The following is a 14,963-nucleotide window of genomic DNA, read 5'->3' as shown; positions in this document are numbered from 1 at the left end:
GCCAGAACCGATCCTACGATGGACAGAGTCCAAGTCAAGATGTGCGCCAATTCCATATTCAAACGGAACCCGGACCTCCGCCGGTAAACTCGGGTCTCCACCGAACCTGAATAGGTGAAGCGATATGAGTGACCTGCTGGAGCGACTGCGCGCGCGTGGTTGGCGGATGACGTCGCAGCGGCGCGTCGTGGCCGAGGTCCTCGACGGCGACCACGTGCATCTGACGGCCGACGAGGTTCACGCGCGCGCGGTGGCGCGCCTGCCCGAGATCTCCCGCGCCACGGTCTACAACGCGCTGGGCGAGCTGGTCTCGCTGGGCGAGGTCATCGAGGTGTCCACCGACGGCCGCGCCAAGCGCTACGACCCCAACGCGCACCGCCCGCACCAGCACCTGGTCTGCTCCCGGTGCGGCACCATCCGCGACGTACACCCGGCGGGCAACCCCCTGACCGACCTCCCCACCGACCAACGCTTCGGCTTCACGGTCTCCGCGGTCGAGGTCACCTACCGAGGTCTGTGCCCCGCTTGCGCGTAGCGCTTTTGCGCCGCACCGGTGATCGCGCCGAGCGACGGACGAGGGCGGATGCTCGACAGTAGGGCGGGGCGGACCGACCGTGAGGAATGAGGAGGCGATCGTGGTGGGCGATGCGCACGCCGAGACATCGGAAGACGCGCCGCTGTTCCCCATGCCGCCGGTGACCGAACAGGCCCTGCGGGTGGCGGTGCTCTCGCTCGACCCGGCAGCGGCCGTTCGCTTCGAGCGAGAGTTCCATTCCGCCTGGCAGGAAGCCGTGCAAACGGACAGCACCGTGCCCATGCATACGTTCCTGCACCGCTGGGCCGTCTTCGTGGCACTGCGTCGCTTCCCGGCTCGGGCACGTCGCCTTCGCGAGTTGGAGCAAACGATCGCGGACGCGGACACCTTCGCCGCCACGCGCCCGGCAGCCGCCGAGATCGCCGCCATGCTCGACGAAGCCGCCCGCGAAGCCGTCGCGTAAGCGATTGGACCTGGGAGTACGACCCGGACGCGGACCACGTCGTCGGCGGGCTCGCGGCCGACATCCGAGCAGATGTCGAATCCCTCGCACAGCGCTTGGCCGACGCCGCCTCGGTGCGATACCTCGACAGCCCGTCGGATCACGATTTCGGCGTGTCGGGAATCCGCGACCACGCCGAGGGCCGCCTGATTCTCTGGTACATGGAACACCGACGCCTCGAACTGCTGCTCGTGCTCCGCGTCCAACACTGGCCGCACCCGGGTGATCGCTGACAGCGACTCACGGGCGCACTGCCCGCCCCGTGCCTACCGTCACCCCTGGTGCAGCCAGGTGTTCAGGACGACCTGGCCGTCGGGGCGGGGGCGGGTGACGGGCTTGGCGTCGGTGAGGTGGAAGCCGGTGGATCGGGCGACGGCGATGCTGGGGGCGTTGTCGGCGGCGATGCGCAGGATCACCGCGTCGGCGCCCAGTTCGTCGCGGGCGTATTCCGTCATCAGGCGCACCGCGCGGCCGGCCAGGCCCTGGCGGCGGTGCCGCGCGCCGATTCCGTAGGCGATCTCCCCCACCCGGCGCGGCCGCGCGACCGCGGAGCCCAGGTCGACGTCGGGGCCGTCGGCGTCCGGGAACAGCAGCACCTCGCCGCACGGTTCGCCGCCGTCGAGGGTGATCGCCAGTTGGATGCCCCGATGCAAGGCGCGGGACGCGCGGGCCCGCGCCAGGTACGCCCGTGCGGCCTCGGCGTCGAACGGCGAGACCAGCGGCGTCCATCGGTCGATCTCGGGCTCGTCGAACAGCTCCACCATGGCCGGCACGTCGTCGTCGTTCCACTCGCGCAGCCACAGCCCGTGGCCCTGTACGCGGATCTCGCTCGGCAGAAGGTATGCGGGTGATGAGGTCATGACCTCGATCCTGCCCGCTGATCCGCGCCGAGGCTACGCCCGCCGACGCGAGACCGCGCTTATCGGCTACCGCCCGCCGAGGGAGATGTACCGCCTCGCGAGAGGGAGTTCGTTCTCCGACCTGTGGTGGTGTCGAGGGTTCGTCGGGCCTGGAAGCGTGGTGTGCATGACCACACGACACGTGGGCCGCGTGTGCCGCGGCCGGTATCGACTCGTCCTGATGGGCACGGTTGTCCTGGCTCTGCTCGGTTCCGCGGGCGTGGCCGTCGGCGTGGAGCCGGCCCCCGCCTCGGATCGCGCCCCGGACGGGATCTGGCGCTCCGACGGCTACGGGACGGTCCTCACGATCGACGGCGGCGTGTTGCGGCCGTACGAGACGACCGACCTCGGGTGTGTGCCCGGCATCCCCGCGTACCGGGAGCACGCACCGGACGGCTCCGTGCGGTTCCGCGCCCGCGACGCCCCCGACAGCTACTTCCCGATCACGGTACGCCGGCTCCCCGGGCGCCCCGAGCGGGCCGCCCTGACCGTCGAAGGCACCCTGGGCCGCCGCGAGTTGCGGCGCGTGCGCACGCTGCCGGCCGACTGCCTGCGGCCCGCGCCCGCCGATCCGCGGGCCGTCTTCGACGTGTTCTGGCAGACGTTCCGGGAGAACTACGCCTTCTTCGCCGAACGCGGCGTCGACTGGGCGGCGGCCCGGGACAGGTATCGGCCGATGGTGCGCCCGGACACCACCGACGATCGCCTCTTCGAGATCCTCACCACGATGGCCGAACCACTGCGCGACGGCCACACCTCCCTGCGGGCCCCGGCCCTGGACCGCTTGTGGCGGGTCGGTCGCCCCGGAACACCCGAGTTGGACCAGGCGTACGAGGACCGGATCCGGGCCTTCGTCGAGCGCCGCGACCTCGGCGGCACACCGTTGCGAACCTTCGCCGCGGGTGCGATCGGCTATGCCGAACTCCCGGGCCGGATCGGCTATCTACGGATCAACCGGTTCGTCGGCTACACCGGCGACCAGGCCCCGTTCGCGGTCGAGGCCGCCGAACTCGACCGCGCCCTCGACACGATCGTCACCGCCCGGCGCGCGTCCGGTCCCGACGCCTGGCACGGCCTGATCATCGATATCCGGGTCAACCTCGGCGGCCTGGACGACCTCGGCCGACGCGTCGCCGCCCGGCTGACCGACCGGGCCCACCCCGCCTACGTCAAAAGCGCCCGCGACGACCCGCACGACCCCACCCGCTTCACCCCACCCCAGGCGTTCCGAATCGAGCCCGTCGCCGGCGCGCCGCGCTACACCGGCCCGGTCGCGGTGCTCACCGGCCCCGCCACGGTGAGCGCCGGCGAGACGTTCGCCCTGGCCCTGCGCGAACGCCCGGGGCCCACCACCTTCGTCGGCGACAACACGCAGGGCATCTTCTCCGACATGTTCGGCCGCACGCTCCCCAACGGCTGGGCGTTCACCCTGTCCAACGAACGCTACGTCTCCCCCACCGGCCGCGGCTTCGAAGGTGTGGGGTTGCCGGTCGACTTCCGCACCCCGGTCTTCACGGACGCGGAGTTCGCCGCCGACCGCGACTCCGCCTTCGACCGCGCGGTACGACTGCTGGGCGGCCGCAATCCCTGACCGGTGGCCTCGCTCTCGCGGCGGCGGGCGGTGACGGTGAAGTAGTCGAGGGTGCCCTCGCGGTAGGCCAGGAGGAAGTTGTGCGGCCAGGTGCCGGGTGCCCAGGTGCGATCCAGCCAGCGGTCCCAGCCGGGCCAGACCGACTCGCCGATCGAGGCGACCCTGATGTCGCCGAGCCCCGCGCGTTCGAGGGCGTCGGTCAACTCCGGGACGGTGTGCGGTACATCCAGGTCCTCGGCGAACGTGGGCAACAACTCGGCCGGCCGCCGCGCCCGGACCGGATCGGCGTCGGGCACGAGGAAGGTGGCCACGACCATGCGCCCCCCGGGCCGCAACACCCGCGCGGCCTCGCGGGCGAACGCCCCGAGGTCCCGGAAGTGCTGGGCGGCCTCGACGCTGTACAGGCAGTCGAACTCGCCGTCGTCGAACGGCATGTCCTCGGCCGCCCCGCGCACGAACCGCAACCCCCCGGGCCGGCGCGCGGACACCTCGGCGGTGGCCCGTTCGGCCCGCCGCAACTGCTCCGGATGGATGTCCATGCCGGTGACGCGGGCGAAGCCGTACTCCTCCAACGCCACCGCGCCCCCGGCCCCCATCCCGCAGCCCACCTCCAGGACCCGCAGCCCCTCGCCCGGCGCCAACCCCTCCAGCACGTGCCGATACAGGGCCCGCTGACTGGCGATGCGATCCTCCTCGGTGAGCGCCCGATCGAGATCGATCCCTCGCCAGTAACCGAAGTTGATGAACCCGCCGCCGAACAACCCGGTCGCCCCGAGATCGTCCGCCCCATAGGTCCTCTCGACCGCCGCCGGAATCACATGCCGCGTCCCACCGGACCCGTCCGTCATCGACCCCACCTCTCGACAGGAAGCACACCCACCCCCCGGTTGCCCACCCCGTCCACCCCCCGAACCCCGACCACCCCCGATTCCGCACCACCGGACACCGGCTGACCCACACCGATCAACCATCCTCGCGCCACGCACGGCCGAGTCGTACCGGCGGTATGCGGACGTCGGGATTCCGGATCGTGGGGCATTGGTTCGCCGGTGTTCAGGTGTGTGGTGTCTGGCGGCCATCGTGTTGCGCCAGGGTCTTGGCGGCCGGACCTGTCGGTACGGCACTGGCACGGCAGAGGAGTTCGGTGCACATGAGGTCGATGGTCCGAGGTTTGCGGTCGGCGGTACGCGGCGTGGCGGCCGGGGCCGCCTGCGTCGCGCTGTGTGCGACGGTCGGGCTCACGGGCACGGCGCACGCGGCGGAGGTGTCCGACGAGCAGGCGACGCAGGCGAAGCCGGCGTTCCCGTCCGAGATCAAGGGGTGGCAGCCGATCGGGCGGTACGAGATCGACGCCGCGTCGCAGGCCCAGGGACTGGCCAACGTGCGCCCGCCCGGCGCCAAGCCCTACCTGTACTACACGGGCAACACCTCGATCCCCGCGCCGGTGCGCGAGCGGGGCTGGTCGCACATCGGCGACCCGGACTCCTCGCGCGGCTACCTGTTCGACGCGTACCAGGGCGGCGGCGACGCGACGGCGAAGATGTTCCGGGTGACCACGCCGTCGGGCGCGGCTTACGAGTACGTGCACCCGCTGGCGGCCGGCGAGGCGATGAACAACTCGTTCGCCGCGATCTCCCCCGACAGCCGCTGGATGGTCTCCGGCGAGTGGGACACGATGAACCGCCTGCTCGTCTTCCCCACCCCGCTGCTCAACCCCGCCACGGCGCGCACCGGCGGCGACCTCGCGCTCGCGGGCACCATCGAACTGGACCGTCCGGTCAAGGACATCCAGGGTTGTACGTTCCTGGACGCGAAGCGGCTGCTGTGCGCTTCGGACGACTCCGACCGGAAGTTGTTCCCCGAGGCCAAGCCGCTGCTGCAGATCGAACTGAAGAAGGCGCTGAACGGCCGCACCGTCACCGGGCACGTGACCTCGCTCGGCGCGCTTCCGCAGCTCAGCGCCTGCCCCGGCACGGCCGTCGACTTCGAGACCGAGGGCAACGACTACGACCGGCACACCGGTGTGCTGCGCGTCGAGATGATCCCGCCGCGCGACTGCGCGGCGCGCGCGACGGTGTACGAGTTCAAGCGCAAGCGCTGAGCCGGTAGCGGTGGGGGGGGTGGGTCACGGGGCGGACGCCCGGTGGCCCACCCCCTACGCGTCCTCTGCGGTGAACCGGCCGGACTTCACCGCGGCGAGGAGCGCGGCATGGTCGCGTTCGTTGCGGTCGGCGTAGATTTCCGCGAAGGTGGTCACCGCGCGGTCGAAGGTGTCCCCGCCGCCCAGGTAGGCGGCGATGGCGATGCGGTCCCCGGAGCGGGCGTGTGCGCGGGCCAGGGTGGCGCCGCACAGTTCGCCGAACGCGCGCATTCCGCGCGGCACCATCAGGGACGGTTCGGCGATGCCCTTCCAGTCGCGGAGTTGGCGGACGTAGAAGTCGCGTTGCCGTCCGTCGATACCGTCCACCCGTTCCCAGCCCAGGAGCATGTCGCCGGCGGCCTGCATCAACCGCTGGCCCGCGACGACCCGTTCGCCCTGGGTGGCCGTCTCGGCGGGGCCGACGTGCGCGGCCAGGACCGACTCGTCGGCCTCCTTGGCCTGGAGGATCAGCGGGTCGTCCAGGTCACGGCCGAGCAGGAGCACGATCCAGCAGCGGGTGCCGACGCTGCCGACGCCGACGACCTTGCGGGCCATGTCCACCACGGTGTACTGGCCGAGCAGGTGGCGCAGTTCGGAGCGAAGCGTGTGGCGATAGCGGTCGATCAGGTCGCCGATCCGCCCGGCGAGCGCGGCCCGTTCGGCGTCGGGCAGGAGTTCGGCGATCGGGGTGACCAGTGGCGGTGAGGAGATGATCCGCGGCTCGCCGTCGACCATGCGGGTGAGCTTCGCGAAGGCCTGGAGGCCGTCCCGACCGCGCGCCTTGCTCATGGCCTTGGACAGTTGCCGCCGGCCGCGTTTGTGCAACCGTCCGGACGCCAGCGCCCGGACCCGGTCCGCGTCGGCCTTGGCGTACCAGACGTCGAGGTTGCGCATGCCCGCGAAGCGGCGCATCGCCTCGCGGTAGGACCGTACGGTCCCCCGGACCACGTCGGCGCGTTCGGCGTCCGTGTAGCCGTTCTCGCGCCCCGCGATGACCAGGCTCGCGGCCAGCCGCTTCACGTCCCACTCCCACGGTCCGGGCAACGTCTCGTCGAAGTCGTTGAGGTCGAACAGCAGCAGCCGTTCGGGCGAGGCCAGCAGTCGGAAGTTGAGCATGTGCGCGTCGCCGCACAGTTGCACCCGCAGCCCCGAACTCGGCGTACCGGCGAGGTCGCTCGCCATGATCGCGGCGGCACCTCGATAGAACCGGAACGGCGACTCGGCCATGCGCCCGTACCGGATCGGCACCAACTCCGGTACCCGCGAGGCCGATTGCCGCTCGATCAGGTCGATCGGGTCGGGCCGCCGGGTCGGTGCGAACTCGGCGTGGCTCGACCGCGACGCCTTCGCCCGCGCCGCCCGGCCGCGCTCGGCGCGCTCCCGGGGCGTGGGCGGCATGGTCTCGCGGGTACGGACTTCGGCCTTCGGCGTCATCGCAAGCCCTCCGGAACCGCATCGAGGCACACACGATCCACGCATGCGGCCGGCGCGGTTCGCCCGAACGGGTGCCCCCGATCGCCTGGGCGGCTCGGGGGCGAGGACGGCATGCCGCCCCACCTCAGGAAACGCGTTGGGCCCGCTCCTGGCGAGCGGTGTGGCGCCAACGAGTGACGGCGGCGCGGTCGTCAGGGCCGGCGGGGACGCACGGGGCGGTGCGCGCGCAGGCGGCGCCAGGTGCCGGCCAGGTGTGCGCCGAAGGCGAGGTTCAGCACGGCGGCCGGGGCAATCAGCGGCCAGGCGAGCGAGGCGGGGGCGGTGACGCCGCGGTTGACGACGAGCATGAGCAGGGTGGCCAGGACGAGGAGTACGCCGAACGTGGCGGTCGCCGCCTCGCGCAGTGGCGGAGCCGCACCGGGCAGGGCGGCCCGGGGGCCGGTCGCCGCGCGCAGCCCGGACAGCGCCGAGGCCGCGGCCAGGACGGTCCCGAAGGCGAGCAGCGCCAGGCCCGCGTCGAGGAGGAGGGGTCGCCGCTCCCAGGGGCCGGTCGGGCCGGCCAGCATGGCGGTGGACCATACGGCCGCCAGCGCCGGCAGCGCCGCGAGGGCGGTCAGGACCTGTCGCCGTGCCCGGCGTCGACCGGTGGCGGCGTTGTGGGCCTCGGCCACGGTGGCCGGCGACCCCCACTCGGCGACGGCACGGCGGCCGGCCTCCTCCGGGTCGCCGCAGTCGTCCAGGTGCGCCTCGGCCGCCGCGAGCAGCCCGTCGAGCGCCTCGTCGAGGATGGCCCGACGCCGGGTGCGCGTGCCGATCAGCTCGGCGGCGAGGCGGCGAAGGTAGTCGTCGATCACGGCCTCGGGCAGGGCGGACGCGGCGTCGGGCCCGGCGGCGTGCGCGGCCGGCGGCGCGGCATCGGCCTCGGGCTCGTACCCGTCGCCGGGCGCGGGAGCGGGCCTCACGCGGGCTCGACCCCCAGCACACCGGACACGACGTCGGCGAACTCCCGCCAGGACGAGCGCTGTTCGCTCAGTGCCCGCTTCCCCGCCCGGGTCAGCGTGTAGCTGCGCCGGCGCCGCCCGCCGTGCACCGACCACCGCCCGGCGATCAGACCGGCCGTCTCCAGTCGGTGCAGCGCCGGATAGACCGTGCCCGTCGGCAGCGTGATGTGCCCGCCGCTGCGGGACTTGAGTTCCTCGACGATCGCATAGCCGTGTTGCTCGCCGGACTCCAACACGGCCAGGAGCATGCCTTCGAGATGTCCTTTGAGCACTTCGGCCTTCATGGGTCGGCAGGCTACACCGGCGATGTGTAGCGAGACTACGTGCCCCTGCCGATAGGTAGCGACGTTATGTATAGACTCCCGCCGCATAAGTAGCGTGCCTATCCATTCGAAACGGGGGACGTCCGTCGTGGAGACGATGACGCGTTGGGTTCTCGGACACCGGCGCCTGGTGATCCTGGTCTGGCTGGTGCTCGCCGCGGCGGGCATCGCCACCGTCGGCAACACCATCGATCGGCTGAGCCAGGGCTCGAAGTTGCCCGGCCGGCCCGGACAACAGGCCAACGACCTCATCCGGGAGCGCTTCGGCGGCACCGGCGGCCGCAACGCCCCGCTGCTCGTCGAGGTGACCGTCCCGGAGGGCCGCCGCGCCGACGAGGCCGAAGTGCGCGACGCGTTCGACGCGGCCGTGCGGCGAGCCACCCCGCCCGGTGGCCGGCACGCGTCGTTCGCGACCACCGGCGATCCGGCGCTGATCTCGGCCGACGGGCGCGGCACCGTGGCCCTGGTCTACCCGCCCGGCGGCGAGGGCCCGAAGGCGTACGGCGATGCGCCGGCCCGGGTGCGGGCGGCGGTGGCCGGGGTCGAGATCGCCGGCGCGCCCGTCCGGGTCACCGGCCGGCCGCTGCTGACCGGACGCGACAACGGCGCCGCCCGCAGCCCGATCGCCGAGACCCTGCTCGGCGCGCTGGGCGCGTTGGTCGTGCTCGGCCTGACCTTCGCCGGCGGCCTGGCCCTGATCCCGCTCCTGACCGCCGCGATCGCCATCCCCACGACGTTCCTGCTGGTCGGAGGCCTGACCCGGGTCACCGACGTGTCGTTCATCGTGCAGTACCTGGTCGCCCTGATCGGCCTGGGCATCGCGATCGACTACGCCCTGCTCGTGGTGACCCGATGGCGCGAGGAACGCGACCGCGCGGACGGGGCCGATCCGGGCGGGTGCGATCCGGCCCGGCGCGTCGAGGCGATCGTGCGCGCGGCGACCACCGCCGGCCGCGCGGTCCTGCTCAGCGGCGCGACCGTCGCACTATCCCTGGCCGCGCTGGTCGTGCTGCCCGTCCCGTTCCTGCGCAGCGTCGGCTACGCGGGTCTGCTGATGCCGCTGGTGAGCGTCGCGGTCACGCTGACCCTGCTGCCGGTGCTGCTGTACGTGTGCGGCGCCCGGCTGGACGTGCCGCGCCGCACCCGGCGTGCGGACGGCCGCGCGTGGTCGGCGATCGCCCGGGCCACCACACGTCGGCCGGTCCTGGCGGCCGTGCTCGGCGGCGCGCTGCTGCTCGCCCTCGCCGCACCCGCGCTGACCATGCGGGTGGGGCAGCCGCAGGTGACGGCGCTCGGCCGTGGCGGCGAGCCCGCGCAGGTGTTCGCCGCGATCGACCGGGCCGGCTTCGGCACGGGTATCGCCCAGCCGATCGAGGTGGCGACCGACGGCGACGCGAAGGCGCTGGCCCGACGGTTGGCGACAGAGCGGGGTGTGGCAGGCGCGATCGCCCCCGCCGGGTGGGACAGCGGGGGCCTGCGGGTCGTGGAGGTGTGGACGGCCGCGGACCCCGCCACCGACGCGGGTCGCGCGGCGGTGGGCCGGGTCCTGGCGGCGGCGCGCGCCACGCCCGGGGTGCACGCGGGTGGCGGCCCGGCGCAGGATCGCGACTTCGCGGACGCGGTCTACGGCTCGTTGCCGCTGGTCCTGGCGGCGATCGCGGTGCTCACGTTCCTCGTGCTGATGCGGTCGTTGCGGTCGATCTGGCTGCCGGTCAAGGCCCTCGTGCTGAACACCGTGTCGGTGGCCGCCGCCTACGGCGCGGTCGTACTGATCTGGCAGAAGGGCTACGGCAGCGAACTGCTCTTCGACACCCCGGCCACGGGGGCGATCACGGTGTGGGTGCCGATGGCGGTGTTCGCGTTCCTGTTCGGATTGTCCATGGACTACGAGGTGTTCATCCTGACCCGGATCCGCGAGGCGCACCTCGACCTCGCCGCCCGAGGGGTTCGGGACACCACCGAGGAGGCCGTCGTGATCGGCATCGGCCGTACCGGCAGGCTGGTCACCTCCGCCGCGCTGATCCTGTTCCTGGCCTTCGTCGCGTTGTCCACCGTCCCGGTCACCGACGTCAAGATCCTGGCCACCGCCCTCGCGGTCGGCATCGTGGTGGACGCGACGATCGTCCGAGGGGTGCTTGCGCCCGCGCTGGTGACCCTGATGGGGCGGGCCAACTGGTGGTTCCCGCACCGCGCGGACGGCCCGCGCGGCGGCCGGGGTGTCGACGTACCGAAGCACGCGGACGACCCTGGCGTGGCCTCGGGCCCGGCCCGTACCCTGAACCGGATCGACGCCGAACCCCCACGACCCGAAACGGGCTGATCACGTGCCGATGCCGCTCCTGATCGTCCTCGTCGTCGTCGGGCCGATCGTGATCGGGATCGCCTTGGTCGCGCTGCTCGGTGCCACGCTCGGCCGCCGGGCACGGGAGGGGCGGCGCACCGGCCGCTACACCTCCCGACCCGGCAACTCGTCGAGCAACTGGTGACCCGACCCCGCCACCGAACGGGCCCGGGAGTCCCAAAAGACTCCCGGGCGCCCGACCGACTCGCGGGCGCCCGAACGCCTCCGAACCGGCGATCGGCTCCCGGGCCCGCGATCAACTTCGCCCCCCGGCCGATCTGTGGGCCGCGGCTCGGTTCAGGCCCGCTGCCTCGGTCGTGACCGCGACGACTACATGACGTTGTCCGGCCACGCGGATCGGCGCCGGCGAGTGGAACTCCGCGCGCCCGCATGCTCGGGCGTCGGGCGCTACACGGGGGCGACCAGCGACAGGGCCTCGTTGAGGTTGTGTTCGGCGATTCCCTGCATGAAGCTTCGGTTGGGGAAGTCGCCGTCGAGGAGGCGTAGGGGGCCCGCCGTCAGGGACAGGCGTTGGGCAAGCATGTAGAGGGCGAGGCGGGCCCCGTCGAGGTTGTCAGCCGCCACCCGGCGGTAGTCGTCGTGGAGGCGAATGCGCAGGAACACGTGCTCCCATTCGACGTCGAAGTACATCAGGTCCTCGATGTCGATCAGCACCGGATTGCCGTCCCGGTCCACCAGGACGTGGTCCAAGCCCAGTTCGCCGTGGATCACCGAGTATTCGGCGCGCGGCCGTATCGCCGAGGCGAGTTCGTGCAGCCTCTCCTCCAGGCGGTCACGGGCTGCGGCGATCCGCGCGTCGCGCCCGGCCGCCTCGGCGAGGTGGCGCAACGCGGCGTCCAGCACGACGCCCTCGCAGGAAGCGCCCCGCGCCGTACCGCCCCCGTCGATCAGCGCCACCTTGCCGTACGTCGGCGCCCGATACGCCCGCATCGCCGCCAACCCTTCCACCAGACGAGCCATCGTCGGCTCCACCGCCCGCGGGTCGCGCTCGAATCGGGTCATCAGGTCCTCGCCGGGGAAGTCCTCCACGATGGCGAGATCGGCCGGGTAGTACGCCCGGTCGCGGTCGACCAGATACACCTCCGGCACCCGCAGCCCGAGCGTGTCCAGCCGGGCGTGCGCCGCCTCGAACAGGTCGAGCCCGACACCCGGCGAGAACGGATCGGTCACGTCGTCGTCGCCCTCGTGCGCTGGCCAGTAGTTCTCCGAGTCCTCCCACAGATAGGCGATCACCGACGTCGCGTCGTCCATCGTCAGCCGGTACACCCCCTTCCGGGTGCCGCCCGTGAGCCGCTCGACCCCCGCCAACCGCCGCCCGCCGCCCAGCGCGGCCCGTACCGCTCCCGCCAGTTGATCCCGCGTCACATTTCTCGGCGCCACGTCCGCGACCCGCCTTTCCGGTTCGACAACCGGGGCACCCTACGCGAGCCGTCACCCGCGGGCGATCGGTTTTCCCCGCGCCGCGAACACCGGCGCCAGCGCCGCATCCAGCCGGCCGAGCCACTCCCGGGCGGTGCCGCGCACGCCGGGCAGATCCGCGAGCAGGGCGGACCAGTCCGACTCGTCGGCCGGAACCGCGTCCGGGTCGAAGCCGTGCTCGGGCACGCTCCGGATGAAACCGCTGCCGACCCGACGCAGCAACGCCGAGGTGAGCCGGGTGCGTTCGTCCTCGGCCAGCAGCACCGCGTCGTAGAGGTCCTTGCTCCGAGGTCGGCCCCCCTCGCCGCCGTCGACATGCAGCCACACCAGCTTCCAGGCCAGGGACAACTCCCGGCTCGCGGTACGCACCACCGGCGCCGGCCCGCCGTCGGCGCGCGGTATCCGGGTCCACATCGGCGGTTGGTACAGCCTCTCGTCGAAGGCGAAGTCGAGCCGCGCCTCCCCCGGCGGCAGTCCCTCCGCCTCCCAGGGGATCAGGATGCGCATCCCGCCCGCGCCCTGCCCGTCGTACGCGTAGTCCCAACCACCGTCCCGACGTGTGCCGTTCGCGTCCAGGGTCAGGCCCGGCGCCGCCTCTGGCCGCTTTCCGATCCATTGCGTCAGGTCCTCGTAGGCGGGGATCGACCCCACCGGATCCGGGTCCGTGTCCCAGTGGAGCCCCTCGGGCGGCACGAGCACCCGCACGCCGCGTGTCTCGAACTCCCGCTCCCCGTCGGCCCAGATCTCGTATCCGGCCGCCCCGCCGGCCGCCTCCGGCCACTGCTGCACGGCCGCAACGGTGTCGAGGTAGGGGTATGGCGCCGACGGATCGATATAGACGGTCGGCGCGGGCAGCACCACGAAGTCCAGGTCCGCCGGCTCCCGCGCCCGCTCCCCCATCCAGGCGGCCATGGCCATGCTCCCGCGAAGCATCACACAGTCGCTCCACGGCGCGGCCGCCACGAGCCCCAACAGGTGGTCGAGCACGGCACGATGGGCCGCCTGCCGACGCGCCGACGTGTCACCGTCCGGGTCCACGCCGTATGCCATCCACTCCTCCTCGACCTCCGCGCTCCCGCCCGGCCGGCGACTGTACCGATCGAAGCCGACACGGACCCCGGCCCCCGACGACCGACGACCGTCAGCGACCGTCGCGGAGGTACGTGAGCACCGCCTGGACGCGGCGATGGCCGGCGTCGGACGCGGGCAGGCCGAGTTTGCCGAAGATGTTGCCGACGTGTTTGTGTACCGCGTTGGCGGTGATGAACAGGATCTCGGCGATCTCGCCGTTGCCCAGACCGCGGGCCATCAGCGCGAGCACTTCGTGCTCTCGGGGGCTGAGCGGGTCCAGGGGGCTGCCGGCGGCGGCCGTCATCAGTTGCGACAACACCTCGGGATCCATCACCGTCTCGCCGGCCACGACCCGCCGCAGGCTGTCCACGAATTCGCTCATCCGACCCACGCGGTCCTTGAGCAGGTAGCCGACGCCGCCCGTACCGTCGGACAACAAATCCCGGGCGTAGACGTGCTCGACGTACTGCGACAGGACCAGGATCGGCAGACCCGGGCGGATGCGCCGCAGTTCCAGCGCGGCGCGAAGACCCTCGTCGCGAAAGGTCGGTGGCAACCGGACATCGGTGACGACCAGGTCCGGGTCATGCGTTTGCACCGCGGCGATCAGGCCGGGGCCGTCGGTGACCACCGCAGCGACGCCGATGTCCCGTGTGGACAGGATGAGTTCGAGGCCCGCCGACAGCAGCGCGTTGTCCTCGGCGATCACGACGCGCACGGCAACTCCACGGTGACGACGGTGGGTCCGCCGACCGGACTGGTGATCGCCACCCGGCCGTCCAGCGCGGCCACGCGGCGCCGGATGCCGACGATGCCGGTGCCGTTGCGCTCGTCCGCGCCGCCGACACCGTCGTCCGCGACCTCGACCACCAGGGTGCCGTCGCGGCGGGTCAGGCCGACGCGGGCGCGGCGGGCCCGGCTGTACTTGGTGGTGTTGGCGAGCGTTTCGGCCACGACGAAGTAGGCGGCGGCCTCGATCGCGGCGGGCAGTCGGCCGAGTTCGCCCAGCCGGACATCGGTGGTGACCCCGGTCCGGGCGGCGACCGCGTCCACCGCGCCCGCGAGGCCGCGGTCGGCCAGGATCGGCGGGTAAATGGCGTGGACGACGTCGCGCAGTTCCGTCAACACCTCCTCCGCCCCCTCCAGGGCCTCGCGCAACAGGTCGGCGACGACCGGGTGTTGGGCACCGAGAAGGTCCCGGGCGACACCGAGGCGCATGGCCACCGCGACGAGACCGGCCTGGGCCCCGTCGTGCAGGTCGCGTTCGATGCGGCGCAACTCCGCGCCGTGAGCGTCGAGTACGTCCGCCCGGCTCGGGACCGCCTTCACCGTCCGCGCGGCGACGACCGGCTCCCGGTTCGGGGTGCGAAGGCACCCCAGGTCACGCCACACCTCACACCACAGCGATTTCGCTCGATCCCGCACACTCGCCACTTTCTCGGCCCCGTTCCGGACGCACACCACGCACACCACGCGCGGCGACCTCGAGGGCCGCGCACACTACGGCGACCCTATGAACGGGTGCGGCACCCGGGCGTCCTTCCGGGGGACGAGTACCGGAGTACCGGATCCGCAGTACCCGGTCCGGGGTGTATGGGCCACATACAGGCCGCGACGGGGCCGTACCAACGTCCGCTCCACCCTCGACGACCATAACCACAGCTTCTGACATCGATCGGATCCATC

The 14,963-nt window shown here is 72.5% G+C and carries 14 protein-coding genes and 1 pseudogene; 6 read left to right on the top strand and 9 right to left on the bottom strand.

The window, feature by feature from the left end:
* The first annotated feature begins 124 nt into the window (after positions 1–124).
* Together ACFXKZ_RS46340 and ACFXKZ_RS46335 are read left to right on the top strand one after the other, a co-directional pair.
* Positions 125–535 (top strand): Fur family transcriptional regulator, encoded by a 411-nt coding sequence (locus ACFXKZ_RS46340; RefSeq protein WP_380012318.1) that lies wholly within the window; start codon positions 125–127, stop codon positions 533–535.
* Between the two features lie 100 nt (positions 536–635).
* Entirely contained in the window at positions 636–998 is a 363-nt protein-coding gene (locus tag ACFXKZ_RS46335) for a hypothetical protein (RefSeq protein WP_380012315.1), read from the top strand.
* A gap of 311 nt (positions 999–1,309) precedes the next feature.
* On the opposite strand, the gene ACFXKZ_RS46330 is transcribed toward ACFXKZ_RS46335, so the two are convergent.
* Entirely contained in the window at positions 1,310–1,897 is a 588-nt protein-coding gene (locus ACFXKZ_RS46330; RefSeq protein ID WP_380012312.1) for a GNAT family N-acetyltransferase, read from the bottom strand.
* 166 nt (positions 1,898–2,063) lie between these two features.
* On the opposite strand from ACFXKZ_RS46330, the gene ACFXKZ_RS46325 reads away from it, so the two are divergent.
* Positions 2,064–3,527: a S41 family peptidase gene (locus ACFXKZ_RS46325; RefSeq protein WP_380012309.1), complete on the top strand. Its 1,464-nt coding sequence runs from the start codon at positions 2,064–2,066 to the stop codon at positions 3,525–3,527.
* Positions 3,528–3,712: 185 nt separating this feature from the next.
* Here ACFXKZ_RS46325 and ACFXKZ_RS46320 read toward each other — a convergent pair.
* A pseudogene (locus ACFXKZ_RS46320) lies at positions 3,713–4,375 on the bottom strand (class I SAM-dependent methyltransferase); the annotation flags it as partial.
* A 302-nt stretch (positions 4,376–4,677) separates the two neighbouring features.
* Between ACFXKZ_RS46320 and ACFXKZ_RS46315 the strand changes: the two are divergent.
* Positions 4,678–5,628: a hypothetical protein gene (locus ACFXKZ_RS46315; RefSeq protein WP_380012306.1), complete on the top strand. Its 951-nt coding sequence runs from the start codon at positions 4,678–4,680 to the stop codon at positions 5,626–5,628.
* A 54-nt stretch (positions 5,629–5,682) separates the two neighbouring features.
* Here ACFXKZ_RS46315 and ACFXKZ_RS46310 read toward each other — a convergent pair whose 3' ends face one another.
* The 3 genes from ACFXKZ_RS46310 to ACFXKZ_RS46300 form a co-directional block, all read right to left on the bottom strand.
* Positions 5,683–7,101 carry a DUF2252 domain-containing protein gene (locus tag ACFXKZ_RS46310; protein ID WP_380012303.1) on the bottom strand — a complete coding sequence of 473 codons (1,419 nt, stop codon included), beginning with the start codon at positions 7,099–7,101 and terminating at the stop codon, positions 5,683–5,685.
* 191 nt (positions 7,102–7,292) lie between these two features.
* On the bottom strand, positions 7,293–8,063 hold the full coding sequence (locus ACFXKZ_RS46305) for a hypothetical protein (RefSeq protein WP_380012300.1): 771 nt from the start codon (positions 8,061–8,063) through the stop codon (positions 7,293–7,295).
* Positions 8,060–8,386, bottom strand: coding sequence for a PadR family transcriptional regulator (locus tag ACFXKZ_RS46300; protein ID WP_078982263.1), 327 nt, complete (start codon positions 8,384–8,386; stop codon positions 8,060–8,062). Before ACFXKZ_RS46300 ends, ACFXKZ_RS46305 begins: the two co-directional genes overlap by 4 nt.
* A 136-nt stretch (positions 8,387–8,522) precedes the next feature.
* On the opposite strand from ACFXKZ_RS46300, the gene ACFXKZ_RS46295 reads away from it, so the two are divergent.
* Positions 8,523–10,745: an MMPL family transporter gene (locus ACFXKZ_RS46295; RefSeq protein WP_380012297.1), complete on the top strand. Its 2,223-nt coding sequence runs from the start codon at positions 8,523–8,525 to the stop codon at positions 10,743–10,745.
* 4 nt (positions 10,746–10,749) lie between these two features.
* Positions 10,750–10,911 carry a hypothetical protein gene (locus ACFXKZ_RS46290; protein WP_380012294.1) on the top strand — a complete coding sequence of 54 codons (162 nt, stop codon included), beginning with the start codon at positions 10,750–10,752 and terminating at the stop codon, positions 10,909–10,911.
* A 263-nt stretch (positions 10,912–11,174) separates the two neighbouring features.
* Here the strand turns inward: ACFXKZ_RS46290 and ACFXKZ_RS46285 are convergent, their stop codons facing one another.
* From ACFXKZ_RS46285 to ACFXKZ_RS46270, 4 genes are all read right to left on the bottom strand, one after another.
* The gene (locus ACFXKZ_RS46285; RefSeq protein WP_380012465.1) at positions 11,175–12,152 is read right to left on the bottom strand and encodes a phosphotransferase family protein; all 978 of its coding nucleotides are present in this window, start codon (positions 12,150–12,152) and stop codon (positions 11,175–11,177) included.
* A gap of 66 nt (positions 12,153–12,218) precedes the next feature.
* The gene (locus ACFXKZ_RS46280) at positions 12,219–13,256 is read right to left on the bottom strand and encodes a nucleotidyl transferase AbiEii/AbiGii toxin family protein (protein ID WP_380012291.1); all 1,038 of its coding nucleotides are present in this window, start codon (positions 13,254–13,256) and stop codon (positions 12,219–12,221) included.
* Positions 13,257–13,347: 91 nt separating this feature from the next.
* On the bottom strand, positions 13,348–13,995 hold the full coding sequence (locus ACFXKZ_RS46275) for a response regulator (RefSeq protein ID WP_380012288.1): 648 nt from the start codon (positions 13,993–13,995) through the stop codon (positions 13,348–13,350).
* Positions 13,983–14,702, bottom strand: a complete 720-nt coding sequence (locus ACFXKZ_RS46270; RefSeq protein WP_380012285.1) for a sensor histidine kinase — start codon at positions 14,700–14,702, stop codon at positions 13,983–13,985. The genes ACFXKZ_RS46275 and ACFXKZ_RS46270 overlap by 13 nt, the downstream gene beginning before the upstream one ends.
* Positions 14,703–14,963 lie beyond the last annotated feature (261 nt).

This window comes from Embleya sp. NPDC059237, from assembly GCF_042754105.1.
Classification (GTDB): Bacteria; Actinomycetota; Actinomycetes; order Streptomycetales; family Streptomycetaceae; genus Embleya.
Note: the sequence above shows the minus strand (reverse complement) of the source record. Positions and strands in the feature narration are given on the sequence as shown.